At 67.7% G+C, this 26234-nt stretch carries 26 protein-coding genes and 1 tRNA gene; 16 read left to right on the top strand and 11 right to left on the bottom strand.

The annotated features are described in order from the left end of the window. Window positions 1-19: 19 nt before the first annotated feature. Entirely contained in the window at window positions 20-763 is a 744-nt protein-coding gene (locus ACT009_RS09785) for a flagellar hook-basal body complex protein (RefSeq protein WP_445190906.1), read from the bottom strand. Between the two features lie 128 nt (window positions 764-891). Here ACT009_RS09785 and ACT009_RS09780 point away from each other — a divergent pair, with 128 nt between their 5' ends. From ACT009_RS09780 to ACT009_RS09765, 4 genes are read left to right on the top strand one after another with little or no spacing between them, the layout of a single operon-like run. Next, entirely contained in the window at window positions 892-1452 is a 561-nt protein-coding gene (locus ACT009_RS09780; protein ID WP_445190905.1) for a flagellar basal body-associated FliL family protein, read from the top strand. Continuing rightward, the gene (fliM, locus tag ACT009_RS09775; protein WP_445190904.1) at window positions 1449-2474 is read left to right on the top strand and encodes a flagellar motor switch protein FliM; all 1026 of its coding nucleotides are present in this window, start codon (window positions 1449-1451) and stop codon (window positions 2472-2474) included. The genes ACT009_RS09780 and fliM overlap by 4 nt, the downstream gene beginning before the upstream one ends. Beyond that, window positions 2471-2824, top strand: coding sequence for a hypothetical protein (locus tag ACT009_RS09770; RefSeq protein ID WP_445190903.1), 354 nt, complete (start codon window positions 2471-2473; stop codon window positions 2822-2824). Before fliM ends, ACT009_RS09770 begins: the two co-directional genes overlap by 4 nt. Then, window positions 2821-3381 carry a hypothetical protein gene (locus ACT009_RS09765; RefSeq protein ID WP_445190902.1) on the top strand — a complete coding sequence of 187 codons (561 nt, stop codon included), beginning with the start codon at window positions 2821-2823 and terminating at the stop codon, window positions 3379-3381. The genes ACT009_RS09770 and ACT009_RS09765 overlap by 4 nt, the downstream gene beginning before the upstream one ends. 139 nt (window positions 3382-3520) lie before the next feature. On the opposite strand, the gene ACT009_RS09760 is transcribed toward ACT009_RS09765, so the two are convergent. From ACT009_RS09760 to ACT009_RS09745, 4 genes are read right to left on the bottom strand one after another with little or no spacing between them, the layout of a single operon-like run. Beyond that, window positions 3521-4438 carry a 50S ribosomal protein L11 methyltransferase gene (locus ACT009_RS09760; RefSeq protein ID WP_445190901.1) on the bottom strand — a complete coding sequence of 306 codons (918 nt, stop codon included), beginning with the start codon at window positions 4436-4438 and terminating at the stop codon, window positions 3521-3523. Next, window positions 4428-5126, bottom strand: a complete 699-nt coding sequence (locus ACT009_RS09755; protein ID WP_445190900.1) for an SDR family NAD(P)-dependent oxidoreductase — start codon at window positions 5124-5126, stop codon at window positions 4428-4430. The genes ACT009_RS09760 and ACT009_RS09755 overlap by 11 nt, the downstream gene beginning before the upstream one ends. Window positions 5127-5166: 40 nt before the next feature. Then, on the bottom strand, window positions 5167-6531 hold the full coding sequence (locus ACT009_RS09750) for a methyl-accepting chemotaxis protein (protein ID WP_445190899.1): 1365 nt from the start codon (window positions 6529-6531) through the stop codon (window positions 5167-5169). A gap of 19 nt (window positions 6532-6550) precedes the next feature. Next, window positions 6551-7933, bottom strand: coding sequence for a methyl-accepting chemotaxis protein (locus ACT009_RS09745; RefSeq protein ID WP_445190898.1), 1383 nt, complete (start codon window positions 7931-7933; stop codon window positions 6551-6553). A 161-nt stretch (window positions 7934-8094) separates the two neighbouring features. Between ACT009_RS09745 and sdhC the strand changes: the two genes are divergently transcribed. Genes sdhC through ACT009_RS09725 form a run of 4 tightly spaced genes read left to right on the top strand, consistent with a single transcriptional unit; the run spans window position 8095 to window position 11916 of the window. Further along, on the top strand, window positions 8095-8523 hold the full coding sequence (sdhC, locus tag ACT009_RS09740; RefSeq protein ID WP_445190897.1) for a succinate dehydrogenase, cytochrome b556 subunit: 429 nt from the start codon (window positions 8095-8097) through the stop codon (window positions 8521-8523). Further along, window positions 8523-8906 (top strand): succinate dehydrogenase, hydrophobic membrane anchor protein, encoded by a 384-nt coding sequence (sdhD, locus tag ACT009_RS09735; protein ID WP_445190896.1) that lies wholly within the window; start codon window positions 8523-8525, stop codon window positions 8904-8906. Before sdhC ends, sdhD begins: the two co-directional genes overlap by 1 nt. After that, the gene (gene sdhA, locus ACT009_RS09730; protein ID WP_445190895.1) at window positions 8906-10720 is read left to right on the top strand and encodes a succinate dehydrogenase flavoprotein subunit; all 1815 of its coding nucleotides are present in this window, start codon (window positions 8906-8908) and stop codon (window positions 10718-10720) included. Before sdhD ends, sdhA begins: the two co-directional genes overlap by 1 nt. A gap of 14 nt (window positions 10721-10734) precedes the next feature. Further along, window positions 10735-11916, top strand: coding sequence for a CaiB/BaiF CoA transferase family protein (locus ACT009_RS09725; protein WP_445190894.1), 1182 nt, complete (start codon window positions 10735-10737; stop codon window positions 11914-11916). Window positions 11917-12017: 101 nt separating this feature from the next. Here ACT009_RS09725 and ACT009_RS09720 read toward each other — a convergent pair whose 3' ends face one another. The 4 genes from ACT009_RS09720 to ACT009_RS09705 form a co-directional block, all read right to left on the bottom strand. Next, window positions 12018-12305: a hypothetical protein gene (locus tag ACT009_RS09720; RefSeq protein WP_445190893.1), complete on the bottom strand. Its 288-nt coding sequence runs from the start codon at window positions 12303-12305 to the stop codon at window positions 12018-12020. A gap of 219 nt (window positions 12306-12524) precedes the next feature. Then, window positions 12525-13232 carry a hypothetical protein gene (locus tag ACT009_RS09715; protein WP_445190892.1) on the bottom strand — a complete coding sequence of 236 codons (708 nt, stop codon included), beginning with the start codon at window positions 13230-13232 and terminating at the stop codon, window positions 12525-12527. A 39-nt stretch (window positions 13233-13271) separates the two neighbouring features. After that, a complete protein-coding gene (locus ACT009_RS09710; protein ID WP_445190891.1) occupies window positions 13272-13457 on the bottom strand; it encodes a hypothetical protein in 186 nt (61 codons plus the stop codon). Between the two features lie 124 nt (window positions 13458-13581). Further along, window positions 13582-13668, bottom strand: a tRNA-Leu gene (locus ACT009_RS09705). 102 nt (window positions 13669-13770) lie between these two features. Here ACT009_RS09705 and ACT009_RS09700 point away from each other — a divergent pair. The 6 genes from ACT009_RS09700 to ACT009_RS09675 all read left to right on the top strand — a co-directional run bounded on the left by ACT009_RS09700 (window position 13771) and on the right by ACT009_RS09675 (window position 23067). Further along, complete coding sequence (locus ACT009_RS09700; RefSeq protein ID WP_445190890.1) at window positions 13771-14715, top strand: complex I NDUFA9 subunit family protein; 945 nt, start codon at window positions 13771-13773, stop codon at window positions 14713-14715. Window positions 14716-14727: 12 nt separating this feature from the next. After that, the gene (locus ACT009_RS09695) at window positions 14728-15534 is read left to right on the top strand and encodes an undecaprenyl-diphosphate phosphatase (RefSeq protein WP_445190889.1); all 807 of its coding nucleotides are present in this window, start codon (window positions 14728-14730) and stop codon (window positions 15532-15534) included. Between the two features lie 153 nt (window positions 15535-15687). Beyond that, window positions 15688-17136: an NAD(P)-dependent oxidoreductase gene (locus ACT009_RS09690; protein WP_445190888.1), complete on the top strand. Its 1449-nt coding sequence runs from the start codon at window positions 15688-15690 to the stop codon at window positions 17134-17136. Continuing rightward, entirely contained in the window at window positions 17133-17714 is a 582-nt protein-coding gene (locus tag ACT009_RS09685; protein ID WP_445190887.1) for a DUF2059 domain-containing protein, read from the top strand. Before ACT009_RS09690 ends, ACT009_RS09685 begins: the two co-directional genes overlap by 4 nt. 38 nt (window positions 17715-17752) lie before the next feature. Continuing rightward, on the top strand, window positions 17753-22228 hold the full coding sequence (gene gltB, locus ACT009_RS09680) for a glutamate synthase large subunit (protein WP_445194055.1): 4476 nt from the start codon (window positions 17753-17755) through the stop codon (window positions 22226-22228). 164 nt (window positions 22229-22392) lie between these two features. Continuing rightward, entirely contained in the window at window positions 22393-23067 is a 675-nt protein-coding gene (locus ACT009_RS09675) for a glutathione S-transferase family protein (RefSeq protein WP_445194054.1), read from the top strand. A 15-nt stretch (window positions 23068-23082) separates the two neighbouring features. Here the strand turns inward: ACT009_RS09675 and ACT009_RS09670 are convergent, their stop codons facing one another. Continuing rightward, on the bottom strand, window positions 23083-23493 hold the full coding sequence (locus tag ACT009_RS09670) for a DUF1810 domain-containing protein (protein ID WP_445190886.1): 411 nt from the start codon (window positions 23491-23493) through the stop codon (window positions 23083-23085). Window positions 23494-23577: 84 nt separating this feature from the next. Here ACT009_RS09670 and ACT009_RS09665 point away from each other — a divergent pair, with 84 nt between their 5' ends. Beyond that, entirely contained in the window at window positions 23578-24078 is a 501-nt protein-coding gene (locus ACT009_RS09665) for a hypothetical protein (RefSeq protein WP_445190885.1), read from the top strand. Next, entirely contained in the window at window positions 24078-24698 is a 621-nt protein-coding gene (locus ACT009_RS09660; protein WP_445190884.1) for a YbhB/YbcL family Raf kinase inhibitor-like protein, read from the top strand. The genes ACT009_RS09665 and ACT009_RS09660 overlap by 1 nt, the downstream gene beginning before the upstream one ends. Window positions 24699-25162: 464 nt before the next feature. Here the strand turns inward: ACT009_RS09660 and ACT009_RS09655 are convergent, their stop codons facing one another. Further along, window positions 25163-26200, bottom strand: coding sequence for a diguanylate cyclase (locus tag ACT009_RS09655; protein WP_445190883.1), 1038 nt, complete (start codon window positions 26198-26200; stop codon window positions 25163-25165). Between the last annotated feature and the right edge of the window lie 34 nt (window positions 26201-26234).

The following is a 26234-nucleotide window of genomic DNA, read 5'->3' as shown; positions in this document are numbered from 1 at the left end:
TTCTACTGGGGGGGTGGGGTCAGCCGATGCGGCTGAGCGAGCCGATCGCCCGCTTGCGCAGTTCGTCCATGTCCTGCGCGATCCGCATCGTCGTCTGGTAGGCACGGAGGATGTCGACCATCGCGGTGGTCTCGACGATCGGCTCGACGTTGGAGCCTTCGACGCCGCCGCTGCGCAGCCGGGTCTCGGTGGCAGGGAGTTCGCGGCCACCGCCGCCCGCCATCATCCCGTCGCCGCGCGGGGTCAGCGCGCGCTCGTCGCCGAACACCGTGACCGTCAGCCGGCTGAGCACGCCTTCGCGCGTCGATACCGTGCCGTCGCCCGCGATCGACAGGGTGGCGAGCTGTTCGATCGGCACCGCGATCGGCTTGCCGCCCTCGCCGAGCAGCTTCTGACCGTCGGCGCCGATCAATTCCCCGGTGTCGTTGGTCTTCACGAAGCCCGCACGGGTATAGGCCGTGCCCCCGCCCGGCGCCTCGACCGCGAAATAGCCGGGGCCGTCGATCATCACGTCGAGCGGATTGCCGGTCGCCTGGAACGCGCCCGCCTTGGTATCGTGGAGCGCGCCGTAATCGAGCACGAACGAGGTCGATTTCGCCGCGTCCACCGCGTTCTCGGCACTGCGTTCGACATATTCGCGGAACACCGGGCGCTCGCGCTTGAAACCCACCGTGGTCATGTTCGCCATGTTGTTCGCGGCGACGTCGAGCTGGCGGCGCAGCGCCTGCTCGCGGCTCAGCAACACATAGGAGGAGACGTCCATCGGATGCGACCTTCGAAAAGTTCGTTTTGTCGGCGGCTAGGCAAAATCTGCCTGCCACCCGTCCTATAATAGTCGGGAATGCGTCGCGCCGGTCGGCCGCGGGGCACAAACTCGAAGGGGCAGCGCACGTGGCGAGCGACGAGATCGGCAAGAACACGGGCGGCAAGGACGCGAGCGACGAAAACGGCGCCGACGGCGAGGAGGTGCTGGTCGGCGACGGCACCGCCGTCGCCCCCCGGCCGCGCCGCAAGAAGCTGGTCGTGATCGGCGCCGCCGCGGCGCTGGTGCTGGTCGGCGGGGGCACCGGCGCGGCGCTGCTGATGGGCGGCGGGGACAAGGCCGAGACTGAGGTCGCGTCGCACGAAGGCGGCGACGACGACGTGCTCAACCAGCCGGTCGACGTGCCGCCGCTGCTGGTCAACCTGCGCTCGCCCGACAATGCGCCGCATTTCCTGAAGGTCCACGTGATGCTGGTCCCCGGCCCCAGGAGCAGCAGCGAAGCGCTGAAGAAGGAGGTGCCGGTGCTGCTCGATGCCTATCAGCCGTTTCTGCGCGAGCTGCGGCCCGAGGATCTGGCGGGCTCCGCCGCGGTATTCCGGATCAAGGAGCAATTGCTGGTCCGCGCCCGCGAGACGCTGGGCGACGGCCATGTGAAGGACGTGCTCGTACAGGACCTGATCCAGCAATGAGCGACGCCCTCGACGATTTCGACGATTTCGCGCTGCCCGAGCCGCCCGCTGGGGGCGACTTCCCGATGGGCGCGCTCGACCAGGCCGGCATCGACGCGCTGTTCGGCGACGTCGGCGGACCGCAAAAGCCTCGCAGCGGGCTGAAGGCGGTCATCGAATCGGACGTCATCAGCTACGAACGCCTGCCGATGCTGGAGGTGGTGTACGACCGCATGGTCCGCGCCTTCTCCACGTCGATGCGCAACCTGACCTCCGACGCGATCGACGTCAGCATCGAGGAAGTCAGCTCGATCCGCTTCGGCGACTTCATCAACCGCATCGCGCTGCCCGCGATGATCGGGGTGTTCCGGGTCGAGGAATGGCGCAACTACGGGCTGATCACGGTCGAATCGACGCTGATCTATTCGGTGGTCGACGCGCTGCTCGGCGGGCGCAAGGGCGGCGGGCCGACGGTGATCGACGGCCGCGGCTTCACCGGGATCGAAACCGGTCTGGTGGCGCGGATGCTCAACCTCGCATTATCGGATCTCAGCGCGGCGATGCAGCCGATCACCACCGCGACGATGGCGCTGGAACGGGTCGAGACCAGCCCGCGCTTCGCTTCGATCGCGGGGGCGACCAACATCTGCACGATCGCGACGCTCCGGGTCGACATGGACGGGCGCGGCGGCTGCATCAACGTGCTGCTGCCGTACGCGACGATCGAGCCGGTCCGCTACACGCTCAGCCAGCGGTTCATGGGCGAGACGCTCGGCCCCGACAATATCTGGGGATCGCACATGGCGAGCGAGATCCGCCGCACCGAAGTCTCGGTCGACGTCGTGCTCGGCGAGGCGTCGCTGACGCTGGGCGACGTGCAGTCGCTCGCGGTCGGCGGGATCATTCCGCTCGGCAAGCGCCCCGACGAGCCCGTCGAACTCCATGTCGGCGGCGTGGCGCTGGCGCGCGCGCAGATCGGCCAACGCTGCAACAACATCGCCGTCCGCCTCTCCACCGACATCGACAAGGGACCGCTGTCATGAATTTCGCGACCGTCGCTAATCTCGGCACGATGATCCTGTGCGCCGCGGTGCTGGTGCAGAGCGTGCGCATGATGCGGTCGCTGAAGGCGGTGCGCGGCGGTGCGATCGTCGAGGTCGTGACGCTGCTCGACCGGTCGACTGCGGAGGCGCGGATGGTGCTGTCCGAACTGAAGACCGCGCTGGGCGACTGCGCGGGCGCGGCGCGGGCACTGGCCGACGGCAAGGCGATCGCCGACGAGCTGACCGTGATGGTCGGGATCGCCAACGCCTCGGCGGACCGGATGGCGGATGCGGCGCACGCCGCCCGGCGCCAGCATGCCGAGGATCGCGCGCAGGGGAGCTACACGTGATCGGCCGGCCATCGCTGCTGCTGATGACCGCGGCGGCGACCGCGCTCGCCTCGATCGCCAATGCGGTCGGGGTGGCGTCGCCCGATCCTGCGGTGCCGCAGACCCGGCTCGGCGTCGCGATCGCCGACGATGTCGACGCGCGCGACAAGACCGCGGTGCGGCGCGGCCGCTCGCTCGACCTGCGCGAACAGGCGATCCGCGCGGCGGAGGCACGGCTGAAGGCGGATCTGGAAACCCGCGCCGCGCCCGCCGGATCGGCAGCGCCGGGCGTGGTGGCGGGCGGCGACGGCGCGGCTTCGCCCGACCAGTTCGACGATCTCGCCAAGATCTACCAGGCGATGAAGCCGGCGGCGGCGGCGCTGGTGCTCGAACAGCTCGACCTCGACGTGCAGATGCGCGTCGCGCAGCGGATGCGCGAGCGATCCACCGCGATGATCCTCGCGGCGATGACCCCGAAAGCCGCCGCGGCGCTGACGATGGCGCTGGCGAGGCGGCAGGCGCCACGGCCGAGCTACGTGACGCCCGCCGGGGTGAAGCCGCAGGTGGCGAAGCGGTGAGGGGTGGGGCCTGTTCGCACGTCCACCCCGGCGTAGGCCGGGGCCCAGTAGGGAATAGGAGGTAACGAAGCACCGCCCGTCGTCACTTGGGCCTGCGTGACTGGGCCCCGGCCTTCGCCGGGGTACGACGGGGGAACGGCTATCCCGCGGCTTGAAGGCGCAGGATCGTCCAGTCGCCGCGCGCCAGTCGTTCCACGCAAGTCGCGCCTTGCGCCTCGTACGCCGCCACCACCCCGTCCGCCTGCGTCCCGAGCAGCCCCGCCAGCACCACCGTGGCGCCGGGCACGGCGATGGTCGCGATGTCGGGGGCCATGTCGACCAGCGGGCCGGCGAGGATGTTGGCGATCACCAGGTCGAACGGCGCGCGAGCCGCGATCGCGGCGTCATGGATGCCGTCTGCGACCACCAGCGCCACTGCGTCGGCGGCGACCGCGTTGATCGCGGCGTTCTCGCGGGTCACCGCGATCGCGATCGCGTCGATGTCGGTCGCCATCACCGCTGCGTCGGGCCAGAGTTCGAGCGCCGCGAACGCCAGCAGCCCGGTGCCGGTGCCGAGGTCGACGATGTCGGCGAAGCGTTCGCCCGCGCTCGCCAGCCGGTCGAGCATCTCCAGGCAGCCCGCGGTGGTCTCGTGATGGCCGGTGCCGAACGCCTGACTCGCCTCGATGCGGAACGCGCGCCCTCCCGGCGGCGCGTCGGCGGGGTAGGCGGCGGTGTGGACCACGAAACGGCCCGCGCGCACCGGCTCGAGCCCCGCCTGGCTCAGCGTCACCCAATCCTCGCTCGTCAGCCGCTCCACGGTCGGCGCGGTGTCGCCCGCGCTCGGCACCAGCGCGCGGACCAGCGCGATCGTCGCGGAATTGGGTTCCCGCTCGAAATAGGCGTCGAGGTGCCAGCGTTCGGCATCGTCGATCACATCCTCGGTGGTCATCAGCACCGGCATCGGATCGATCTCGGCGTTATCCGCCCAAGGTTCGCCCCAAGGCTCGGCGATGTCGATCGCCTCGGCCTCGGCACGGGTGCAGGGCAGGGTCAGCTTCCAGCTCTCAGCGGACATAGCTCGCCCCGTTGACGTCGATCACCGCGCCGGTCATCGACGCCGGCGCCTCCAGCGCGAGGAAGCGTGCCGCGACCGCGACCTCATGCGGATCGGCGACGCGGCCGAGGGGGATGTCGGCGAGCAGCTTGTCGCCGCCGCGGCTGGCGAGATAGTCGTCCGCCATTCCGGTCATCGTGAAGCCCGGGCAGATCGCGAAGGCGAGGATGCCCTGGCCCGCATAGCCGCGCGCGATCGACTTGGTCATCGCCACCATTCCCGCCTTCGACGCGGCATAATGCCAGTGCGCGGGGCTGTCGCCGCGATAGGCGGCGCGACTGGCGATGTTGACGATCCGCCCGCCGCATCCGCGCGACTGCCAGTGCAGGATGGCGAGGCGGCAGAGCTCGGCCGAGGCGGTGAGATTGATCCGCATCGTGCGTTCCCAGCCGGCGAGCCAGGCGGCATCTTCCGCGTCGATCGGATTGGCCTCGAACACTCCGGCATTGTTGATGAGCACGTCGATCGCACCGCCGGCCCGGTCGAGCGCCGCGGCCCAGAGCGCGGCGGGGGCGCCGGGATCGGCGAAGTCCGCGGGAATGCCGCTGGCGGTGCCGTGGCCGATCACGCTCGCGCCGGCGTCGGCGAGCGCGACGGCGGTGGCGGCGCCGATACCGCGGCTCGATCCGGTGAGGAGGATGTGGGTCATGGCTGCGCTCTAGCCGCAGCGATGGGCGCCCGTCACCCCGTCAGGCAACCTCGGACGAGAAGGTTTCCGCGGCCTGCTTCAGCAGCGCGAGCTGGTCGCCGACCGCGCCGAAGCCCTTGCCGAGCGCCTCGATCTCCTGCGCGACGATCTGCGCGTCGCCGCGGATCAGCGCGACGTTGGACGACATGGAATCGGCGGCGAGCGCGGTTTCGTCGACCGCGGCGGTGATCGCGGTGACGGTGTGCGCCTGCGCTTCCATCGCGGCACGGATCCGCTGCGCACCCGAGAGGACGTCGGCGACGGTGGATCGGATGCTGGAGTTGGTCTCCACCGCGCTGCGGGTCGCGGACTGGATCGCGGCGATCTTGGCGGCGATGTCGTCGGTAGCGCGCGCGGTCTGGTTGGCGAGGCTCTTCACCTCCTGCGCGACGACCGCGAAGCCGCGGCCGGCATCGCCGGCACGCGCGGCCTCGATGGTGGCGTTTAGCGCGAGCAAGTTGGTCTGCCCGGCGATATCGCGGATCAGGCCGAGGATCGATTCGATCGAGCGGGCGTGCTCGGTCAGCACCTCGCTCATGCGCACCGCCTCGCCGGTCTGCACCGATGCGCGGGTCGCGATGTCGGCGGCGGCTTCGACCTCGCTGCGCGCATCCTCGATCGCACGGATCAGCCCCGCCGCGGTGCCCGCCGCCTCGCGCATCGCGACCGCGGATTGTTCGGCGGCGGCGGCGACCTCGTTGGCCTTGCCCAGCACCTGACGGGTCGAATCGGACGCACCGTCGGCCTGGATGCGGATGCGGTTGCCGAGCTGGGCGGCGCCTTCGATCGATTGCGCGATGCTGCTGCGGAAATCGATCGAGCGCGCCTGTCGCTCGCCGAGCGCCTGCGCGGCATCGGCGGCGGCGAGGTGACCGCTCATCAGGTCGGACTCGACGAGCGTGACGCGCTGGACCGCGTCGCACAATCGCAGCAACCGCTTGGTGTCGCCGGGGATGCGTTGCTCGATCAGCGCCAGCGTCCGGCTGTGCGATACCGATAGCGCCGCCTGCAAGGTCGACAAGGGGATGCCCGCGGCCCGCGATTCCTCCGCATGCGCGATCGCGATCAGCTTCCATTCCTCGCCGAACGGCGCGCCGTATTTGGACACGGCATAGGCGGTGCTGCGCGCGATGCGGCGTTCGAGCCGGGCGGGGGTGAAATAGCTGCGAACCGACTGGGTGGCATCGAGCGACAGATAATAATGCCAGAAGCCTGCGGCGATCGTGCGATAATCGTCGTCGGCAAGCAGCGAGCAGATATCGCGGCACGAACCAGCGATACTGTCGTCCCAATCATAATCGCCGAGATGCTGGGCGACGGTGCGCACGGCACCGCCCCAGCTGCCTAGTGCGATCGCGTCGGCCATGTCGCGCTCCCCCGGCAGGTCATGCGGCGACCTTCGCGACGAATTCGCCGGCGCTGCTCTTCAGGCTGCTGAGCCGCCCGTCGAGCATGTCGAACCCACGGCCGACGCCGTCGATCTCGGAGGCGACCGTCTCGGTATCCTCGCGGATCGCGGCGATCGTCGACGACATCGAATCGGCGGCGAGTGCGGTTTCGTCGACCGCCGCGGTGATCGCGGTGACGGTCTGCGCCTGCGCTTCCATCGCGTAGCGGATGCGGTTCGCGCTTTCCTGCACCTCGGCGACGGTCGCCTTGATGCTGGCATTGGTGTCGACCGTGCCCTTGGTCGCGGACTGGATCGCGGCGATCTTGGCGGCAATGTCGTCGGTAGCGCGCGCGGTTTGGTTGGCGAGGCTCTTCACCTCCTGCGCGACGACCGCGAAGCCGCGGCCGGCATCGCCGGCACGCGCGGCCTCGATGGTGGCGTTAAGCGCGAGCAGGTTGGTCTGCCCGGCGATGTCGCGGATCAGGCCGAGGATCGATTCGATCGACTTGGCGTGATCGCTCAGCGCCTCGCTCATGCCGACCGCCTCGCTCGCCTGCGCGGAGGCGCGGGTCGCGATGTCGGCGGCGGCCTCGACCTCGGTACGCGCATCCTCGATCGCGCGGATCAGCCCGGCGGCGGTTTGTGCCGCCTCGCGCATCGCGACCGCGGATTGTTCGGCGGCGGCGGCGACTTCGCTTGCCTTGCCGAGCATCCCGCGCGCGACATGCGACGCCTGGTCGCTCTGTCGACGCAGTGCGTTGCTGTCGTCCGACGCCGATTCGACGGTACGGCCGATGCTGACGTTGAAGTCGCCCGCCAGCCGATCGCGGTCGAGCCGTTCTGTATGCGCCAGGAAGCCCGAATAGAGTTCGACGGTCAGCTCGGCTTCCATGCCGAACAGCCGCATCAGCGTGTCGACGAAGCGCGTCATCCGCGGATCGTCGAACGGCACCAGCCGCATCAACAGGTCCAGCGCCGCCCGATCGCTGGCGCAGGTCATCGACAGGAGCGACATCGTCTTGACCCCGGCCTTGTAGCCGGCGGCGACCGCGCGCTCCATCGATTCGACCCAGGCGCGGTCGGCGACCTTGCAGAAGCGGTTGCGCAGATACACCAGTCCGAGTTCGATCCGGCGATCGCGGCTGTGCTGGATCCAATGCGCCTGACCAGGATTCTGGCTCAGCCACTGGCTCCAATAGGCATCGACGATCTTGTCCGCCTCCGGCTCCAGGATCGCCCATAGCTCGCACCCGGACGATTCCAGCGTGCCTTCCGGATCGAATGCCGCGATCCGTGCGCCGAGATCGATATGGGCGGCGATGCTGCCGGGAACGGGAAGATCGTCGTCGGTGAGGGCGGTCAAGGCGGTGTGCTCCATCGGCCGGAAATCGGTTGAGCGTCCTGCCTAGGCCGGAAGAGTTAACGCCCGGTTAGGCACCACGCCCGCCGTTCCCCGCGCCGCACGCGGCTTGCATCCCTCCGCTCGCGGCCTAAATGGGCAGCATCGCCCGTTCGGGCGTCGCTACCCTGAGGATACACATGGCATCCCGCACCCCGGCCCGTCCGCGCAGCCCGCATCTCTTCGCGGGCTTCATGCGCCTGAACTATCGCTGGGGGCCGCACATGCTGGTCTCGATCCTGCACCGCGCGACGGGCAGCGGCATGGCGACGGTCGGCACGCTGTTGCTGGTGTGGTGGCTCGCTGCGATCGCGGCGGGGGCGGAAGCCTATGCCGAATTCGTCGACGTGTTCACGACGAACACCGGCAATCTCAACATCCTCGGCTGGATCGTCGGGGTCGGCCTGACGCTGTCGTTCTTCACGCATATGAGCAACGGCATCCGCCATCTGTTCATGGATGCGGGCGCCAATTTCGAACTGCGCCGCAACCGCATGTCCGCGCTCGCCGCGATGGCCAGCGGCGTGCTGCTGACGGTGGCGTTCTGGCTCTACGTGGGGATGAACTGATGGGTAACGGCACCAGCATCGGCCGCGTCCGCGGGCTCGGCAGCGCCAAGGAAGGCGCGCATCACTGGTGGCGCCAGCGGCTGACCGCGGGATCGAACCTGCTGCTGATGCTGTGGTTCTTCATCTCGATCGCGCGGTTGACTGGCTACGATCACGCGACCGTCTATACCTGGCTGCGATCGACCTGGGTCGCGGTGCCGATGATCCTGTTGATCGCGTCGGTCTTCTATCACTTCCGTCTGGGGCTTCAGGTGGTGATCGAGGACTATCAGCATGACCAGGCGCGGGTGGCCGCGATGATCCTGCTGAACCTGTTCACCGTCGCGACCGCCGCGACCGCCATCTTCGCGATCCTGAAGGTCGCATTCGGAGCCCCCGCCTGATGTCCGCATCCGTTCCCGCCGCCTACAAGATCATCGACCACACCTATGACGCCGTCGTCGTCGGCGCCGGCGGTGCCGGCCTGCGCGCCACCATGGGCATCGCCGAAAGCGGGCTGAAGACCGCCTGCATCACCAAGGTGTTCCCGACCCGCAGCCACACGGTCGCCGCGCAAGGCGGCATCGCCGCGTCGCTCGGCAACATGGGCCCGGATCACTGGACCTGGCACATGTACGACACCGTGAAGGGGTCGGACTGGCTCGGCGACCAGGACGCGATCGAATATATGGTCCGCGAAGCCCCTGCCGCAGTGTACGAGCTCGAACATGCCGGGCTGCCGTTCAGCCGCACCGACGAGGGCAAGATCTACCAGCGCCCGTTCGGGGGCATGATGCAGAACATGGGTGAGGGCCCGCCCGCCCAGCGCACCTGCGCCGCCGCGGACCGCACCGGCCATGCGATGCTGCACGCGCTGTACCAGCAGAGCCTGAAGTACAGCACCGACTTCTACGTCGAATATTTCGCGCTCGACCTGATCATGGAAAACGGCGTCTGCCGTGGCGTGATCGCGCTGTGCATGGAGGATGGCTCGATCCACCGGTTCCGCAGCCACCAGACGGTGCTCGCGACCGGCGGTTACGGCCGCTGCTATTTCTCCGCGACCTCCGCGCACACTTGCACCGGCGACGGCAACGCGATGGTGCTGCGCGCCGGCCTGCCGCTGCAGGACATGGAGTTCGTCCAGTTCCACCCGACCGGCATCTACGGCGCGGGCGTGCTGATCACCGAGGGCGCGCGCGGCGAGGGCGGCTACCTCACCAACTCCGAAGGCGAGCGCTTCATGGAGCGCTATGCCCCCTCGGCGAAGGACCTCGCGTCGCGCGACGTGGTGTCGCGGTCGATGGCGATGGAGATGCGCGAGGGCCGCGGCGTCGGCAAGAACGGCGACCATATCTTCCTGCACCTCGACCATATCGATCCGAAGGTGCTGCACGAGCGGCTTCCGGGCATCACCGAGACCGGCAAGATCTTCGCCGGCGTCGACCTGACACGCCAGCCGCTGCCGGTGACCCCGACCGTACATTACAACATGGGCGGCATCCCGACCAATTTCCACGGCGAGGTCGTTAACCTGGTCGACGGCAATCCCGACACCGTCGTGCCCGGCCTGTTCGCGGTCGGCGAGGCGGCGTGCGTCTCGGTGCACGGCGCCAACCGGCTCGGCTCGAACAGCCTGATCGATCTCGTGGTGTTCGGCCGCGCGACCGGCAAGCGCATCGCCGACATCACCAGGACCGACACCGCGCACGCCCCGCTGCCGAACGGCTCGGAAGAACTGGCGCTGGGGCGGCTCGACAAGTTCCGCCATTCGAGCGGCGGATCGTCGACCGCCGAGATCCGGCTCGACATGCAGCGGACCATGCAGAAGCACTGCGCGGTGTTCCGCGACAATGCGCTGCTGACCGAGGGTCAGGAGAAGATCACGGGCATCTACAAGCGGATGACCGACATCGGCATCGCCGACCGCAGTCTGATCTGGAACACCGACCTGATCGAGACGCTGGAGCTCGACAATCTGATCGGCCAGGCGGTGGTGACCGTCGATTCCGCTGCCAACCGCAAGGAATCGCGCGGCGCGCACGTCAACGAGGATCATCCCGATCGCGACGACGCCGGCTGGATGAAGCACACCATCACCACCTTCGACGGCTGGGGCGGGGAAGGTGGTAAGACCGCGATCGATTACCGGCCGGTCCACGAATACACGCTCACCGACGACGTCGACTACATCAAGCCGAAGAAGCGGGTCTACTGATCGGGCGTGGCGGCGTGCTGCCGTTGAACGGGATCCGCGTGCTCGACTTCGGGCGCTACATTGCGGGTCCCTATTGCGCGGCGCTGCTCGCCGATTACGGCGCCGACGTGATCCGCATCGAACGGATCGGCGGCAACGAGGATCGCTTCACGGTGCCGGTCGCCGACGATGGATCCGGCGCGGCGTTCCTCCAGCTCAATCGCAACAAGCGTTCGCTGGCGCTCTCGCTCGGCAGCGAAGCGGGTCGCGCGATCGTCCGCCGGCTGGTCGCGACCGCCGACATCGTCATCGCCAACATGCCCGCGGATGCGCTGGCGAAGGCGGGGCTCGATCTCGCCACGCTGCGGACGATCAAGCCCGACATCATCCTCGTCACCGCCTCCGCCTTCGGCGACGACGGGCCGATGGCGGGGCGGGTCGGTTTCGACGCGGTCGGGCAGGCGATGTCGGGCGCGGTGCATCTCACCGGCACGCCCGATCGGCCGCACCGGGCGCAGGTCAACTACGTCGATTTCGGCACCGCGCTCCACTGCGCGTTCGGCGCGATGGTCGCGCTCCGCGAACGTGACCGGACGGGGCAGGGGCAGCAGGTGTCGGGCTCGCTGCTCGGCACCGCGGTGGCGATGACCAACGGTCTGGCGATCGATCACGCCCTCAACGGCATCGAGCGGCGTCCGATCGGCAACCGCAGTTACGGATCGGGCCCAACCGACCTGTTCCGCACCAGCGACGGGTGGATCGTGACGCAGGTCGTCAGCAACGCGATCTTCGCGCGCTGGGCGATGCTGGTCGGCGCACCCGAGATGATCGCCGACCCCCGATATGGCGACGATATGGCGAGGGGCGACAATGGCGACGCGCTGAGCGCGAAGATGGCCGACTGGTGCGTCTCACGCACTACGGAGCAGGCCCTCGACGCCCTCGCTGGCGCCCGCGTCCCCGCCGGACCGGTGCTGGCCCCGTCACAGGTCGCCACGCACCCCCAGGTGATCGCGTCGGGCCTGCTCGAACCGATGGATTATCCGGGCACGTCCGCAGCAGCGCCGGTGATCGGCGCGCCGATTCGGATGAGCGAATCGCCCCGCGATCCGATGCAGCGCGCACCGCAAGCGGGCGAGCATACGCGCGCGATCTTATCCGAAGCCGGGTTCGCGGCGGAGGAAATAGCGGCGATGGCTGCGGCTGGGGCGATATGAGCCAGAAACTGAGCCGACGGAGTGGCATGCCTACCCCGCGAGACAGACCCAACCACGTCTCCTAGGACGTGCCCTGCTGCCAGCAAAGGCATCTTCAGTGATCAGTCAGCGGCAGCTCGGATGGCGTCGAGCTTGGCCATCGCGACCGGATCATCTTCCGCGAGCAGTTCCTCCAGATAGAAGCCCGATGGGATGCTGCGGACTGATTTTGCGGTTTCCTCGTCGTGCTCCAAGGCAACGACCGCGAACGCGTCGATCAACTCACGAAGGAATGCCCTGTCGAGCTGATCGAGATCATACCCCAGCGTCTCCAGCATCTCTACCGCAGCGTCTGGATCAAGGATCTCTTCGTCAGCACCTTCGAGAAACATGACGAAGTTCGTGATCATGCGTGCAATCTGTATAGCAATCATAGCTTGACTAGTCTCACCCTGATGTTGGTAACGTTGTACTTCTTGAACATGATCTGGGCCTTGCGCATCAGCTTGGGCGAAGGTACTTCCCAGACTCCGACGAGACCGTGTTCACGCAATACTTGCGATTGACGCAATAGCTGATCTCGTGCGTTCGGTCGGTCAACTACATTCGTCTTGCGATCGATGAGGGTCTCACCCTGCACGCCGTCGAATTTGACGGGTCGCTTCGATCCGTCCGGCATCGTGCGTTTCAACACTGGCGCTTGACCGGCGCGTGCCCCCGTCGCGGCATCGTTGTAGCGTGTAGCCGCATTGCTCTTGCCGAGGTTCTCCTTGACCCATTCGATCTTCGGCGACGGGAAGGGCCTTGGCCTGGGCCTTGCCATCCGCAGGCGACGCAAGGCCGACACCCTGGCAACACCGGCGCCCGGGGGCTGCAACAAGCGCGGCGTTGCCGGCCACCGTTCCCACCGCTTTGCCGATATCGCGTGCAGACGCGTTCGCAACCTTATCGGCTGCGCGCGCAATCTGCACACGCGCCGGTGTAGCCTCCGCCGCGATCGCGGCGTCGATCATGTCGGCGACGCCGCCGATCGTCTCGCGAGCGGTCGATACCGGGTTTGTCGTTACCGCGGAGTAGATCGCCTTGCCGGCTTGTTTGCCGACCTCCGCAATGCCTTGTCCGACACCGCTGGCGAACTCGGTCACCGGATCCGGTCGGGCGTCCAAGGTCGACTTGTAACGACGATAGCGCGCTTCGATGGCTTCGCGGTACGCCGGTCGATCGCCGTAGCGCGCCAGCAACTTGGCCCGCCAGGCATCGGCTTCCGGTATCGTCCGGATCGGAGGCTTCTTCGGATCTTCCCGATATTCTACCCGCGCTGCGGCACCGCCGCCCATTCGACCGCCCTGGCGTTCGACCTGCCCAGCACCGCCCGCCTATCCGGATCCCCCCGCGCCAAAGAAGCGACCCGATTGGGCGAACGTAAAACGCCCGTCGTCCGGGTCATGCCAGTGATCATATTTGAGCTCGAGCCCGCCAGGATCGATGACCAGCGGCAATCTGCCGGTCCGCAACCAATTCGAGAAATCGCGTGCTCGCTTGTTGTTCGATGTCTCGATCATGTAGCCTCACCCGCCTGTGCGACGAGAACATCTGGGCAACAAAATCCAACATTGCAAACGATGGCATCGGAACGCCGCGCTCAGCGGCCATGCCTGCGAGCGATCGCCGCTGCCGCGGCGGAAATGGTGCCCAGAAGAGGACTCGAACCTCCACGACCTTGCGATCGCCAGCACCTGAAGCTGGTGCGTCTACCAATTCCGCCATCTGGGCACGGGGTAGGCCGGCGCCTCTAGGGGAGCGGCGCGGCGCTTGTCAACCGGGCTCGGGCTGGGGCAAGGGGCTCGGGCGAATGCCACGGGAAAAGGTCGGGCGATGAAAGACGGATTGGTGACGATGATCGGCGGCGGCGGCTTCGTCGGCCGCTATGTCGCACAAGCCTTGTTCAAGACGGGCGTCCGGGTGCGGATCGCGCAGCGGGATCCGCGCGCGGCGTATTTCCTGAAGCCGCTCGGTGCGCTCGGCCAAACCCAGATCGTCGCCGCCGACGTGACGCGGGCGGACAGCATCGCGCAGGCGGTCGCCGGCGCCGATGTGGTCATCAACCTGGTCGGGGTGCTCGCGGGCGATTTCCAGCGCTATCACGTCGCGGGCGCACGCACCGTCGCGGAGGCGGCGGCGAAGGCGGGCGCTTCGGCGTTGGTGCATGTCTCCGCGATCGGTGCCGATCCCGAATCGCCGTCCGCCTATGGGCGGTCGAAGGGCGAGGGCGAGGCCGCGGTGCGCGCGGCGTTTCCGGGGGCGACGATCGTGCGGCCCTCGATCGTGTTCGGGCGCGAGGATGCGTTCATCAACCGCTTCGCCGGGATGATCGCCAAGGCGCCGGTGGTGCCGGTGCTGCGCGCGGGGACGAAGTTCCAGCCGGTGTTCGCGGCCGACGTCGCCGACGCGATCGCGGCGATCGTCGATCGGCCGGGCGAGGCGGCGGGGAAAACCTACGAGCTCGGTGGCCCCGATGTGATGACGATGGGCGCGATCATCCGCTGGATCGCCGCCGCGATCGGGCGGACGCCGTCGATCGTCGAGCTGCCCGACATCGCCGGGTCGCTGATCGCCCGCGCGGGGTTCCTGCCGGGTGCGCCGATCACCTACGATCAGTGGCTGATGCTCCAGCGCGACAATGTCGTCGCACCCGGCAGCGAAGGGCTCGCCGCGCTCGGCGTGACGCCGACGCCGCTCGCTGCGGTGGCGCCCGAATGGCTGGTGCGCTTCCGCCGCCAGGGTCGGTTCGGGCGTCGCAACGCCGATCTCGCCGCCTGATCGGCCGCAGCCATGGAACTCCTCACCGTCATTCTCCTCGGCATCGTCGAGGGGATCACCGAATTCCTGCCCGTCTCCTCGACCGGCCACCTGATCCTCGCGACGCGGCTGCTGGGCTATGATGCGGGCCGCTGGGAGGTGTTCAACGTCGTTATCCAGCTCGGTGCGATCCTGGCGATCGTCGTGCTGTACTGGCGGACCTTCTGGGCGGTCGGCATGGGGCTGCTGCGGTTCGATCCGATCGCGGTGCGCTTCGTGCGCAACCTGCTGGTGGCGTTCATTCCCGCGGCGGCGATCGGGCTGGCGATCCACAAGCAGATCGAGGCGATGCTCGGCAATGCCCAGATCGTGTCGATCGCGCTGATCGTCGGTGGATTCGCGATCATTGCGGTGGAGCGGTTCGCGCCGCGCGGGGATATCGTCGGCGTCGCGGATATCCCGTTGCCGCGCGTGATCGGCATCGGCTTCCTGCAGTGTCTCGCGATGGTGCCCGGGGTGAGCCGGTCGGGCGCGACGATCCTCGGGGCACTGGCGCTCGGGGTCGAACGGCGGACCGCGGCGGAGTTCAGCTTCTTCCTCGCGATCCCGACGATGCTCGGCGCCAGCGCGCTGGAGCTGGTCAAGAACCGCGATGCGCTGATGAGCGGGCAGGGCGTCGGGCTGGGTGCGATCGCGGTCGGCTTCGCGGTCTCGTTCGTCGTCGCGCTGCTGGTGGTCCGCTGGTTCATCGGGATCGTAACCAAGCACGGCTTCGTGCCGTTCGCCTGGTATCGGATCGTCGCCGGCGCGCTCGCCCTCGTCCTGCTGCACCAGCTATAGGAACAAAACGGACCTAATATCAGGTAAGATGATGCTCAAGATGAACCTCGCAGCATCATCAACATAGAAATTAGGGATGCAATGCTGTCGTATCGGCCATAATGTTCGTGACGAGCCCCGTTCGATCGCTTAGGGGCGACGACGGAGGCTGACATGGCGAACGAATCCCTGCTGAAGTTTGTCGATCGTGAGCAGGCTTATCCGGCCAAGCGAGCGGCCGAGGATCGGGCGGACGATTTCCGCGAGATCGCGGATCGCTATGCCGTCGTCACGGCGGAGGATCAGGCGGGGCGATGCTCGCAATGCGGCGTCCCATATTGCTCGGTGCACTGCCCGCTCCACAACCATATTCCCGACTGGCTGCGCCTGACCGCCGAGGGGCGGCTTCGCGAAGCGTACGAACTCAGCAACGCGACCTCGACGATGCCCGAGATTTGCGGCCGGATCTGCCCGCAGGACCGGCTTTGCGAGGGCAATTGCGTGATCGAGTTCTCCGGCCACGGCGCGGTGACCATCGGGTCGGTCGAAAAGTTCATCACCGATACCGCGTGGGAACAGGGTTGGGTCGAGCCGCTGGTGCCGGGATCGGCGCGGGGCGCGTCGGTCGCGGTGATCGGCGCGGGCCCCGCGGGGCTGACCGCGGCAGAATATCTGCGCGGCAACGGCTACGACGTCCATGTCTACGATCGCCACGATCGCGCGGGCGGGCTGCTGACCTATGGCATCCCCGGCTTCAAGCTGGAAAAGCCGGTCGTAATGCGCCGCGTCGATCGGCTGAAGGCGGGCGGCATCGTCTTCCATGAAGGCTTCGCGGTCGGCGACGACGCGTCGCTCGACGACCTTCGCCGCCGCCACGACGCGGTCCTGATCGCGACCGGGGTCTACCGCGCCCGCGCGCTCGATCTGCCGGGCGCCGACGGCGATGCCGACGGCAAGGGTAAGGCTATCGCCGCGCTCGATTTCCTGATCGCGTCCAACCGCAAGGGCTTCGGCGATGCGGTGCCCGCGTTCGACGACGGCACGCTCGATGCCGCCGGCAAGGACGTGGTCGTGATCGGCGGCGGGGATACCGCAATGGATTGCGTGCGCACCGCGATCCGCCAGGGCGCACGATCGGTAAAGTGCCTCTATCGCCGCGACCGCGCCAACATGCCGGGGTCGCAGCGCGAGGTCGGCAATGCCGAGGAAGAGGGCGTCGAATTCATCTGGCTATCGGCTCCCGCAGCGTTCGAGGCGGGCGGCGTCGTCCGTGCGCGGCGGATGCGTCTGGGCGCCGCCGACGCCAGCGGCCGCCGTGCGCCCGAGCCCGATCCGGCGGGCGATTTCACGCTCCACGCCGACCTGGTGATCAAGGCGCTCGGCTTCGACGCCGAGGACCTGCCGACGCTGTTCGGCGCACCCGAGCTCGGCGTCAGCCGCTGGGGCACCGTGCTGGTCGACGGCAAGACGCTGATGACCAGCCTCGACGGCGTGTTCGCGGCGGGCGACATCGTCCGCGGCGCCAGCCTGGTGGTCTGGGCGATCCGCGACGGCCGCGACGTCGCTTCGGCGATGCACAAGTGGTTGAAGAACAAGGCCAAGAACGAACGGGTCGCGGCGTGAGGCGGGCAATCATCGCCCTTGCGCTCGCAACGTTGCCGACCGTTGCCGCGGCACAGGCCGTAGCGCCCGCGGCCGACACGGCGGCGGTCGATCCTGCTCGCCTCACCGTGGCGCGGCGGGTGATCGACACGATCATGCCGCCGGCGACCCGCGAACAGATGATGAGCGCGATGCTCACGCCGATGATGGCCAATATCCGGCAGGGCATGAACCAGAACCCGGACTTCGCCAAGATGATGGGCGACGATCCGAAGGTCGCAGCGGCGTTCGAGCGGTACATGCAGCGTCAGCAGGCGCGATCGATCGAGATGATCGGTGCCTCGTTGCCGCAGATGGCGACCGCGATGAGCCGTGCCTATGCCCGTCGCTTCGACGTCGCGCAGCTCGAGGAGATCGAGCGCTTCTTCAAGACGCCGACCGGTCGTGCGTACATGCAGGCGTCGATGACGATCATGGCCGATCCCGACGTCGCTGCCTGGCAGCGCACGATGATGAACGACGCGATGAGCCATGTGCAGCAGGACACCGCCCAGTTCGTGAAAGAAATCACCGCCATCAAGCAGGGTGAGAAGAAGTGACCACTGAAGCCGAACGTCTCCGTCTCGCCGAACACGGCATGTACCGCCCCGAATTCGAGGGCGACGCCTGTGGCGTCGGCATGGTTGCCGCGACCGATGGCAAGGCGTCGCGTCGCGTCGTCCAGTCGGCGGTCGATGCGCTGAAGGCGGTGTGGCACCGTGGTGCGGTCGATGCCGACGGCAAGACCGGCGACGGCGCCGGGCTGCACATCGATCTGCCGCACCGCTTCTTCGACGATGCGGTGGTCGCATCGGGGCACAAGGTGCTGCCGAACCGGCTGGCGGTCGGCATGATCTTCCTGCCGCGCACCGATCTCGGCGCGTCGGAGAGCTGCCGTACGATCGTCGAGAGCGCGATCATCGAGGCGGGCTACACCATCTATGGCTGGCGACAGGTGCCGGTCGACGTCTCGGTGATCGGGATGAAGGCGCAGGCGACCCGGCCGGAGATCGAGCAGATCATGATCGCGGGCCCGCTGCCGGAAGAGGTCAGCGCCGACGAATTCGAGAAGAACCTGTATCTGGTCCGCCGCCGGATCGAGAAGCGCGTCATCGCCGCGCAGATCCAGGGTTTCTACATCTGTTCGCTGTCGTGCCGCTCGATCGTCTACAAGGGGCTGTTCCTCGCCGAGAGCCTGTCGGTCTTCTATCCCGATCTGCAGGATCAGCGTTTCGAATCGCGCGTCGCGATCTTCCATCAGCGCTATTCGACCAACACCTTCCCGCAATGGTGGCTGGCGCAGCCGTTCCGCTGCCTCGCGCACAATGGTGAGATCAACACGATCCGCGGCAACAAGAACTGGATGCTCAGTCACGAGATCCGGATGGCGAGCCTCGCGTTCGGCGACAATTCGGAGGACATCAAGCCGGTGATCCCGGCGGGGGCGTCCGACACCGCGGCGCTCGACGCGGTGTTCGAGGCGATCTGCCGCTCGGGCCGTGACGCGCCGACCGCCAAGCTGATGCTGGTGCCCGAGGCGTGGCAGAAGCGCGGCGACGTGCCCGACGATCATGCCGCGATGTATTCGTATCTGTCGTCGGTGATGGAGCCGTGGGACGGCCCCGCCGCGCTGGCGATGACCGACGGCCGCTGGGCGGTGGCGGGGATGGACCGCAACGCGCTCCGCCCGCTGCGCTACACCCGCACCGCCGACGGCCTGCTGATCGTCGGGTCCGAAAGCGGCATGGTGGTGGTGCCGGAGAGCACCGTGGTCGCCAAGGGGCGGCTCGGCCCCGGGCAGATGATCGCGGTCGATCTCGAGGAAGGCCGGGTGCTCGAGGATCTCGAGGTGAAGGACCGGATCGCCGGCGAGCAGGATTATGCCGGGATGATCGGCGAGTTCCACACGCTGAAGGACCTGCCCGTGGTCGAGGGCGGCATGATCGTCCGCTACGATCGTGCGGAACTCGCGCGGCGCCAGGTCGCGGCTGGGCAGACGCTGGAGGACATGGAGCTGATCCTGTCGCCGATGGTCGACGGCGCCAAGGAAGCGATCGGATCGATGGGCGACGACACCCCGCTCGCGGTGATCAGCGACAAGCCGCGGCTTATCAGCCAGTTCTTCCGGCAGAATTTCAGCCAGGTGACCAATCCGCCGATCGATTCGCTGCGCGAACGCCATGTGATGTCGCTGAAGACGCGGTTCGGCAATCTCGCCAACATTCTCGACCTGCGCGACCAGCGCGAGCGCGTGCTGGTGCTCGATTCGCCGGTCCTGACCGGCGAGCATTGGGCACGGCTGAAGGCGCATTTCGGCACCAGCGCGATCGAGATCGACTGCACCTTCGATGCCGGCGGCGGCCCGGAAAAGTTGCGCGCCGCGATTCAGCGGATCCGCAACCAGGCCGAGCAGGCGGTGCGCGAGGGCAAGAGCGAGCTGTTCCTGACCGACCAGCACGTCTCGGAGGAACGGGTCGCGATTGCGGGCGTGCTCGCCGCGGCGGCGGTCCACACCCATCTCGTCCGGCGCGGGCTGCGGTCGTTCGCGTCGATCAACGTCCGTACCGCCGAATGCCTCGACACCCATTATTACGCGGTGCTGATCGGCGTCGGCGCGACCACGGTGAACGCCTATCTGGCCGAGGCTGCGATCGTCGATCGCCAGGCGCGTGGCTTGTTCGGCGATCTTGCCCTCGAGGAATGCCTGCGCCGCCACCGCGTCGCGATCGAGGAGGGGCTGCTCAAGATCATGTCGAAGATGGGGATCGCGGTGATCTCCTCCTATCGCGGCGGCTATAATTTCGAGGCGGTCGGCCTGAGCCGTGCGCTGGTCAACGATCTCTTTCCCGGCATGCCCGCGAAGATCTCGGGCGAGGGCTATGCCTCGCTCCACCACAGCGCGACGGTGCGCCACGACGCGGCGTTCGACGATGCGGTGGCGACGCTGCCGATCGGCGGCTTCTACCGCCAGCGCCACACCGGCGAAACGCATGCCTATTCGGCGCAGCTGATGCATCTGTTGCAGACTGCGGTCGCGACCGACAGCTACACCAGCTACCTGCAATTCTCGCGCGGGGTCTCTGACCTGCCGCCGGTGTATCTGCGCGATCTGCTGCAGTTCAACTTCCCGGCCGAAGGCGTTCCCGTCGACCAGGTCGAGGCGATCACCGAGATCCGCAAGCGCTTCGTGACGCCGGGCATGTCGCTCGGCGCGCTCAGCCCCGAAGCCCACGAGACGATGGCGATCGCAATGAACCGGATCGGCGCCAAGGCGGTGTCGGGCGAAGGCGGCGAGGACAAGGCGCGCTACACGCCCTATCCGAACGGCGATAACGCCAATTCGACGATCAAGCAGATCGCCAGCGGGCGGTTCGGCGTGACCGCGGAATATCTCAACGCCTGCGACGAGATCGAGATCAAGGTGGCGCAGGGTGCCAAGCCCGGCGAGGGCGGGCAGCTGCCCGGCTTCAAGGTCACCGAATTCATCGCGCAGCTGCGCCATGCGACGCCGGGGGTGACGCTGATCAGCCCGCCGCCGCACCACGACATCTATTCGATCGAGGATCTCGCGCAGCTCATCTACGACTGCAAGCAGATCAACCCGCGCGCGCGGGTCTGCGTCAAGCTGGTGTCGTCCGCCGGGATCGGCACCGTCGCCGCCGGCGTCGCCAAGGCGCATGCCGATGTGATCCTGGTCGCCGGCCATGTCGGCGGCACCGGCGCGAGCCCGCAGACTTCGATCAAATATGCGGGGACGCCGTGGGAGATGGGGCTGAGCGAGGTCAACCAGGTGCTGACGCTCAACGGCCTGCGCGGCCGGGTGCGGCTGCGCACCGATGGCGGGCTGAAGACCGGGCGCGACATCGTCATCGCCGCGATCCTCGGCGCAGAGGAATTCGGGATCGGCACGCTGTCGCTGGTCGCGATGGGCTGCATCATGGTCCGGCAATGCCATTCCAACACCTGCCCGGTCGGGATCTGCACCCAGGATGCGCGGCTGCGTGACAAGTTCGTCGGCACGCCCGAAAAGGTCATCAACCTGATGACCTTCATCGCCGAAGAAGTGCGCGACATTCTGGCGCGACTGGGCGTCAAGAGCCTCGACGAGGTGATCGGCCGCACCGAGCTGCTCCGCCAGGTCAGCCGCGGTGCTGAGCATCTCGACGATCTCGATCTCAACCCGATCCTGGCCAAGGTCGACGCGACCGATGCCGAGCGCCGCTTCAGCCTCGCGACCTTCCGCAACGAGGTTCCCGACAGTCTCGACGCGCAGATCATCAAGGACAGCGCGGCGGTGTTCAGCCGCGGCGAGAAGATGCAGCTCACCTATTCGGTGCGCAATACCCACCGCGCAGTCGGCACCCGGCTGTCCAGCGAGGTAACGCGCACCTTCGGCATGTCGAAGCTCGCCGACGGTCATGTCACCATCCGCTTGCGCGGATCGGCGGGGCAGAGCCTCGGCGCGTTCCTGTGCAAGGGCATCACGCTCGAGGTGTTCGGCGATGCCAATGATTATGTCGGCAAGGGGCTGTCGGGCGGGATCATCATCCTGCGCCCTGCGGTCAGCTCGCCGCTTGCCAGCCAGGACAATACGATTCTCGGCAACACCGTGCTGTATGGCGCGACCTCGGGCAAATTGCTCGCGGCGGGCCAGGCGGGCGAGCGCTTCGCGGTCCGCAATTCGGGCGCGATGGTGGTGGTCGAGGGCTGCGGCGCGAACGGCTGCGAGTACATGACCGGCGGCGTCGCGGTGCTCCTCGGCAAGGTCGGCCAGAATTTCGGCGCGGGAATGACCGGCGGGATGGCGTTCGTCTACGACGCCGACGGCAGCTTCGAACGACGCGCCAACCCCGACAGCATCGTCTGGCAGCGCGTCGCGTCGGAATTTTGGGAAAATACGCTGTACGACCTGGTCGCCGACCACGCGAAATCGACCGACAGCAAATGGTCGAAGGGCCTGATCGAGGATTGGCCGCGGGTGATCGGCGATTTCTGGCAAGTGGTGCCGAAGGAGATGCTCACCCGCCTGCCGCACCCGCTGGTCGACGAGGACGAGGCGGTCGCGGCGGAATAGGGAAGTTTGGAGCGGGTAGACGCGAGCGCGCCGCTCACACCCGTCGTCCCCGCGCAGGCGGGAATAACGAAGTCGGCTGACACGTTCTGCGACAGGTCGCCGGGCTCGGCCTACCCACCCCGCGCCCCTTGCAGGCGCGCCTTCGCCGCCGCTACAGCGAGATGATGTGGCAGCTTTATCAATTCCCCCTGTGCCCCTTTTCCCGCAAGGTCCGGCTGTTGCTGGGTGAGAAGGGGGTCGGCTACGAGCTGGTGAAGGAATATCCCTGGGAACGCCGCGACGAGTTCATCGACATGAACCCCGCCGGCCAGACCCCGGTGATGGTCGACGTCGCCCGCGCGTCGGCGCCGCTGATCGATTCGGTCGCGATCTGTGAATATGTCGAGGAGACCGTCGACAAGGCGGCGATGATCAACGGCACTGCCGCGAACCGCGCCGAGATCCGCCGGCTGGTGACGTGGTTCGACACGCAATTCTATCGTGACGTCACCGGGCTGCTGCTCCACGAGCGTGTCGTCAAGCGCATCGCGCAGCGCGCCGCACCCGACGCGCGGGGCCTGCGCGATGCGATGAAGGGCGCGGTCGGGCATCTCGACTATATCGATTACCTGCTCGATCACCGGAACTGGCTCGCGGGCGCGACGATGAGCCTCGCCGATCTCGCCGCCGCGGCGCAGATCTCGGTCACCGATTATCTCGGCGGGATCGACTGGAAGGGCCACGAACAGACCGCGCGCTGGTATCGCGGCCTGAAGAGCCGGCCGGCATTCCGGCCGTTGCTGTCGGAACGGATGGAGATGATCAACCCGCCCGCGCACTACGACAACGTGGATTTCTGAGCGGGTTCGTTGCCGTCAGCCTAACAACCGCAACGTTGCCGCATCCCGCTCACCGGCAAAGAACCGCTCGATCGCCGCCGCGAACGGTGCAGCATCTGCTGCCACCGCCTCGAACAATGTCATCGACGAGCGCAGCTTGACTGCATCGATGCCGCCGAAGATCGCCTCCGCGGTGCCGCTCGCCGTAGTCGCAGCTTCCGTCGCCTCGATCAGTCGCGAACCAAGAACCGGATGCGACAGATACGACCGCGCCTCCTCCATCGACGCGATCGCGTAGAACCGCGCGGTCTCGCTCCGCCCCAGCCCGGCGATCTGCGGAAATATGAACCACATCCAGTGGCTGGTCTTGCGCCCGCACCGAAGCTCCGCGAGCGCCTGAGCATAAGCATCCTGCTGCGCGCAGAAGAAGCGGTCCAGATTATCCATCCGCTTCATCTGGGCGTCGGCCTTGCCGACCGCAACCGTCGCCCCAGCGATGCGTTCTGATCCCGTAACGACGGGGAACACGGCATGCGGGCGAGCATCGGATTGACGGCATTGGTCTTGCTGGCCGGCTGTGGGGGTGGTGGCGATCCGCCGCCGCCGACGAACGCTGCTGCCGGCTTCGTGCCGCCGCCGGTGCAGGCGCCGACCCCGCTGCCCGGACAGGCGCAGTCCAACCCGCTCACCGCCTATGTCGGCAGATACCCCGGAGAGGCGGTCGACGGCGTCGGCTTCTTCGACCGGACCGAAGTCGCCTCCGCCTTGATCGAGGCGGTGCCCGACGCGCGCTTCCGCCGCACCATCACCAGCCGCGACGTCACCGCGACGCCGATCTTCGCACGCGGCGGGCGGATCGGCGCGCATGGCTGCGAACCGCATAATTGCAGCGACAACAACTGGACCTTCATGGTTCGCGCCAACGGCACTGGCGGCGTTGCCTGCCATCATCTCGCATCCGACGGCGGCAACAGCCGCTGGTATTCGGGCGACAAGCCGGTGGTCCGCCCCGGCGATTGTCCGAGCGCCTGATGCTCGAACATCTCCCCTCCTGGCTGGGCAAGGCGCTCTCGGGACTGCGCGCCGGTGCCGACAAGCTCGCGATCGCCCGCACCGAACTCGGCGGCACCTATCCCGCGCTATCGCTGTCGAGCCCGGCCTTCGCCGATGGCGCGAGGCTCCCCGAGCGCTTCACCGCGGATGGCGAGGGCAGCTCGCCGCCACTGGTTTGGGGCGATCCGCCGGCGGGGACTGTATGTCTGGCGTTGCTGGTCGAGGATGCGGACGCGCCGGCGCCGCAGCCGCTGGTTCATGCGGCGATTTGGGGCCTCGCGGCCGATGCGGGTCGCCTGACCGAGGGCGCGATCGCGCCGGACGGCGCCGGTGACGCTGCGGGCGATGTCGGTCGCAATTCCTTCCGTCGCGAAGGCTGGCTGCCGCCCGATCCACCGACCGGGCATGGCGAGCATCGCTATGCGTTCCAGCTGTTCGCGCTGTCGGCTGCGGTCCGCGATCCCGGTCCGACGCCGGGCCGGACCGCGATGATCGAGGCGATGAGCGGTAATGTCCTCGCGGCGGGCCTGCTGATCGGCACCTATAGCCGCGGTGAGGAGGCGCCGGTCGGTCCGGTCGGGATGGTGGCGCCGGCTTGATCGATTTGAGAAATTGGGCGGCCGCGCAGGGGGTGGCCTGCGCGGTTCAGCCGATCGTCGTGCCGCCCTGGCCGACGATCATCAGCGCGGTCGCTACGAAGGCCGCCGCGGCGATGATGAAGCTGCGAAGCATCGGCTGCGTCCTGGTCCAGGCCGTCACGATCACGCGACCGGAACGACGGGGACCGCGGCGCTGATGGCGACGGCGGCGAAGAACAGGGCGCTGGCGAGCGAGAGAGCGACGCGCTGGGCGTTCTGGAAGCGGTAGGTCATGGTGGAACTCCTTGTCTAAGTCGGAGCGGACCGTCCGCTGCCGATGCAAAGGACTCTGCAACCACCGTGCCAAACATTGTAAGTCGTTGATCCGGCTGGATCGGGATCTCCGGTTCATCCCGAGTTGGTGCGATACGCCACATCCCGCGGTGAATTTCGCCAAAGCTCGGCGCCGGTCGCGGAAGGCGCCGCTATTCTGCCAGCACCCGGTTCCGGCCGGCGGTCTTCGCCTTGTACAATAGCTGGTCGGCGCGGACGAACGCCTGCTCGCCGGTCTCGCCGGCACGGACCGTGGTGATCCCCACCGACATCGTCACCGCGCCGAGCGAGCGATCGGTCTCGCGATTGCGGAAGCGCTTGGCGGCCACCGTGGCGCGCGCGACGTCGATCAGCGCCGCAGCCTGGGCCAGCGAGGTCGGGCCGATCAGGACCGCGAACTCCTCGCCGCCGTGACGCACCACCAGATGTTCGCCGCAGGCATCCGCAATGGTCTGCCCGACGACGCTGAGCACCCGATCGCCGACCGCGTGGCCGTGTTCGTCGTTCACGCGCTTGAACCGGTCGATATCGCACACCGCGAGGCACCAGACGCCGTGCGACAGGTCCCGCGCGGCGAACGCCTCCTCGAACGCGCGACGGTTGGGCAGCCCGGTCAGCGGATCGCGGCGTGCGGCGAGATGGGCCTCCGCCAGCTTCTCGCGCAGGTCGTCGGTCTCGTCGGTGGCGCGGGCGAGGCGTTTCTCGGCGTCGTGGATGCGCGCGATCATCGCGCCGGTCACTCGCGCGATCTCGTCGATTCCCTCGATCCCCGGCCGGTGGACGATCGCGGCCGCGCTCTGTTCGAGATCGCGGCCGAAGCCGCGGGTCTCGTCGTGCATCGCACGCACCATCAGCGCGAAGCCCTCGACCTGCGCCTGGGTCTGCGCAACCAGCTTATCGGCGCCGGCGGCGGCATCGTCGTTGCCGCGCATCGCGCGAGTCGGCTCGCCGGTGGCGACGCTCGTGCCGAGCTTCTCGATGTCGCGCGGGGTCACCCGGACGCGTCCGTCGCTCAGCCGATCGACGGCTTGCGCGATCGAGCCGCCGGGGTCGGTGAGGATCTGGTAGGCGAAGCTGTAATGCGCCGGATCGGGGCTCAGCCCGTGGTCGATGAGGAAGCGGCCGATCCGATCGTAGAGATCGTCCGCTGCTTCCTCATCGACCTGACGTGCGTGCCCCGATGCGCTCATTCATCATCCCATGCCGCCACAGCGATACACGGGA

The sequence above is a fragment of the Sphingomonas sp. Tas61C01 genome, from assembly GCF_052567495.1.
This window is presented reverse-complemented; position numbering and strand designations above follow the sequence as displayed.

Excerpts from the sequence above, each read along its gene's own strand:
- ACT009_RS09785 (WP_445190906.1), bottom strand. The coding sequence starts at position 763 with ATGGACGTCTCCTCCTATGTGTTGCTGAGCCGCGAGCAGGCGCTGCGC.
- fliM (WP_445190904.1), top strand. The coding sequence starts at position 1,449 with ATGAGCGACGCCCTCGACGATTTCGACGATTTCGCGCTGCCCGAGCCG.
- ACT009_RS09770 (WP_445190903.1), top strand. The coding sequence starts at position 2,471 with ATGAATTTCGCGACCGTCGCTAATCTCGGCACGATGATCCTGTGCGCC.
- ACT009_RS09760 (WP_445190901.1), bottom strand. The coding sequence starts at position 4,438 with ATGTCCGCTGAGAGCTGGAAGCTGACCCTGCCCTGCACCCGTGCCGAG.
- ACT009_RS09755 (WP_445190900.1), bottom strand. The coding sequence starts at position 5,126 with ATGACCCACATCCTCCTCACCGGATCGAGCCGCGGTATCGGCGCCGCC.
- ACT009_RS09750 (WP_445190899.1), bottom strand. The coding sequence starts at position 6,531 with ATGGCCGACGCGATCGCACTAGGCAGCTGGGGCGGTGCCGTGCGCACC.
- ACT009_RS09745 (WP_445190898.1), bottom strand. The coding sequence starts at position 7,933 with ATGGAGCACACCGCCTTGACCGCCCTCACCGACGACGATCTTCCCGTT.
- sdhC (WP_445190897.1), top strand. The coding sequence starts at position 8,095 with ATGGCATCCCGCACCCCGGCCCGTCCGCGCAGCCCGCATCTCTTCGCG.
- sdhD (WP_445190896.1), top strand. The coding sequence starts at position 8,523 with ATGGGTAACGGCACCAGCATCGGCCGCGTCCGCGGGCTCGGCAGCGCC.
- sdhA (WP_445190895.1), top strand. The coding sequence starts at position 8,906 with ATGTCCGCATCCGTTCCCGCCGCCTACAAGATCATCGACCACACCTAT.
- ACT009_RS09720 (WP_445190893.1), bottom strand. The coding sequence starts at position 12,305 with ATGATCACGAACTTCGTCATGTTTCTCGAAGGTGCTGACGAAGAGATC.
- ACT009_RS09715 (WP_445190892.1), bottom strand. The coding sequence starts at position 13,232 with ATGGGCGGCGGTGCCGCAGCGCGGGTAGAATATCGGGAAGATCCGAAG.
- ACT009_RS09710 (WP_445190891.1), bottom strand. The coding sequence starts at position 13,457 with ATGATCGAGACATCGAACAACAAGCGAGCACGCGATTTCTCGAATTGG.
- ACT009_RS09700 (WP_445190890.1), top strand. The coding sequence starts at position 13,771 with ATGAAAGACGGATTGGTGACGATGATCGGCGGCGGCGGCTTCGTCGGC.
- ACT009_RS09695 (WP_445190889.1), top strand. The coding sequence starts at position 14,728 with ATGGAACTCCTCACCGTCATTCTCCTCGGCATCGTCGAGGGGATCACC.
- ACT009_RS09690 (WP_445190888.1), top strand. The coding sequence starts at position 15,688 with ATGGCGAACGAATCCCTGCTGAAGTTTGTCGATCGTGAGCAGGCTTAT.
- gltB (WP_445194055.1), top strand. The coding sequence starts at position 17,753 with ATGTACCGCCCCGAATTCGAGGGCGACGCCTGTGGCGTCGGCATGGTT.
- ACT009_RS09675 (WP_445194054.1), top strand. The coding sequence starts at position 22,393 with ATGTGGCAGCTTTATCAATTCCCCCTGTGCCCCTTTTCCCGCAAGGTC.
- ACT009_RS09670 (WP_445190886.1), bottom strand. The coding sequence starts at position 23,493 with ATGGATAATCTGGACCGCTTCTTCTGCGCGCAGCAGGATGCTTATGCT.
- ACT009_RS09665 (WP_445190885.1), top strand. The coding sequence starts at position 23,578 with ATGCGGGCGAGCATCGGATTGACGGCATTGGTCTTGCTGGCCGGCTGT.
- ACT009_RS09660 (WP_445190884.1), top strand. The coding sequence starts at position 24,078 with ATGCTCGAACATCTCCCCTCCTGGCTGGGCAAGGCGCTCTCGGGACTG.
- ACT009_RS09655 (WP_445190883.1), bottom strand. The coding sequence starts at position 26,200 with ATGAGCGCATCGGGGCACGCACGTCAGGTCGATGAGGAAGCAGCGGAC.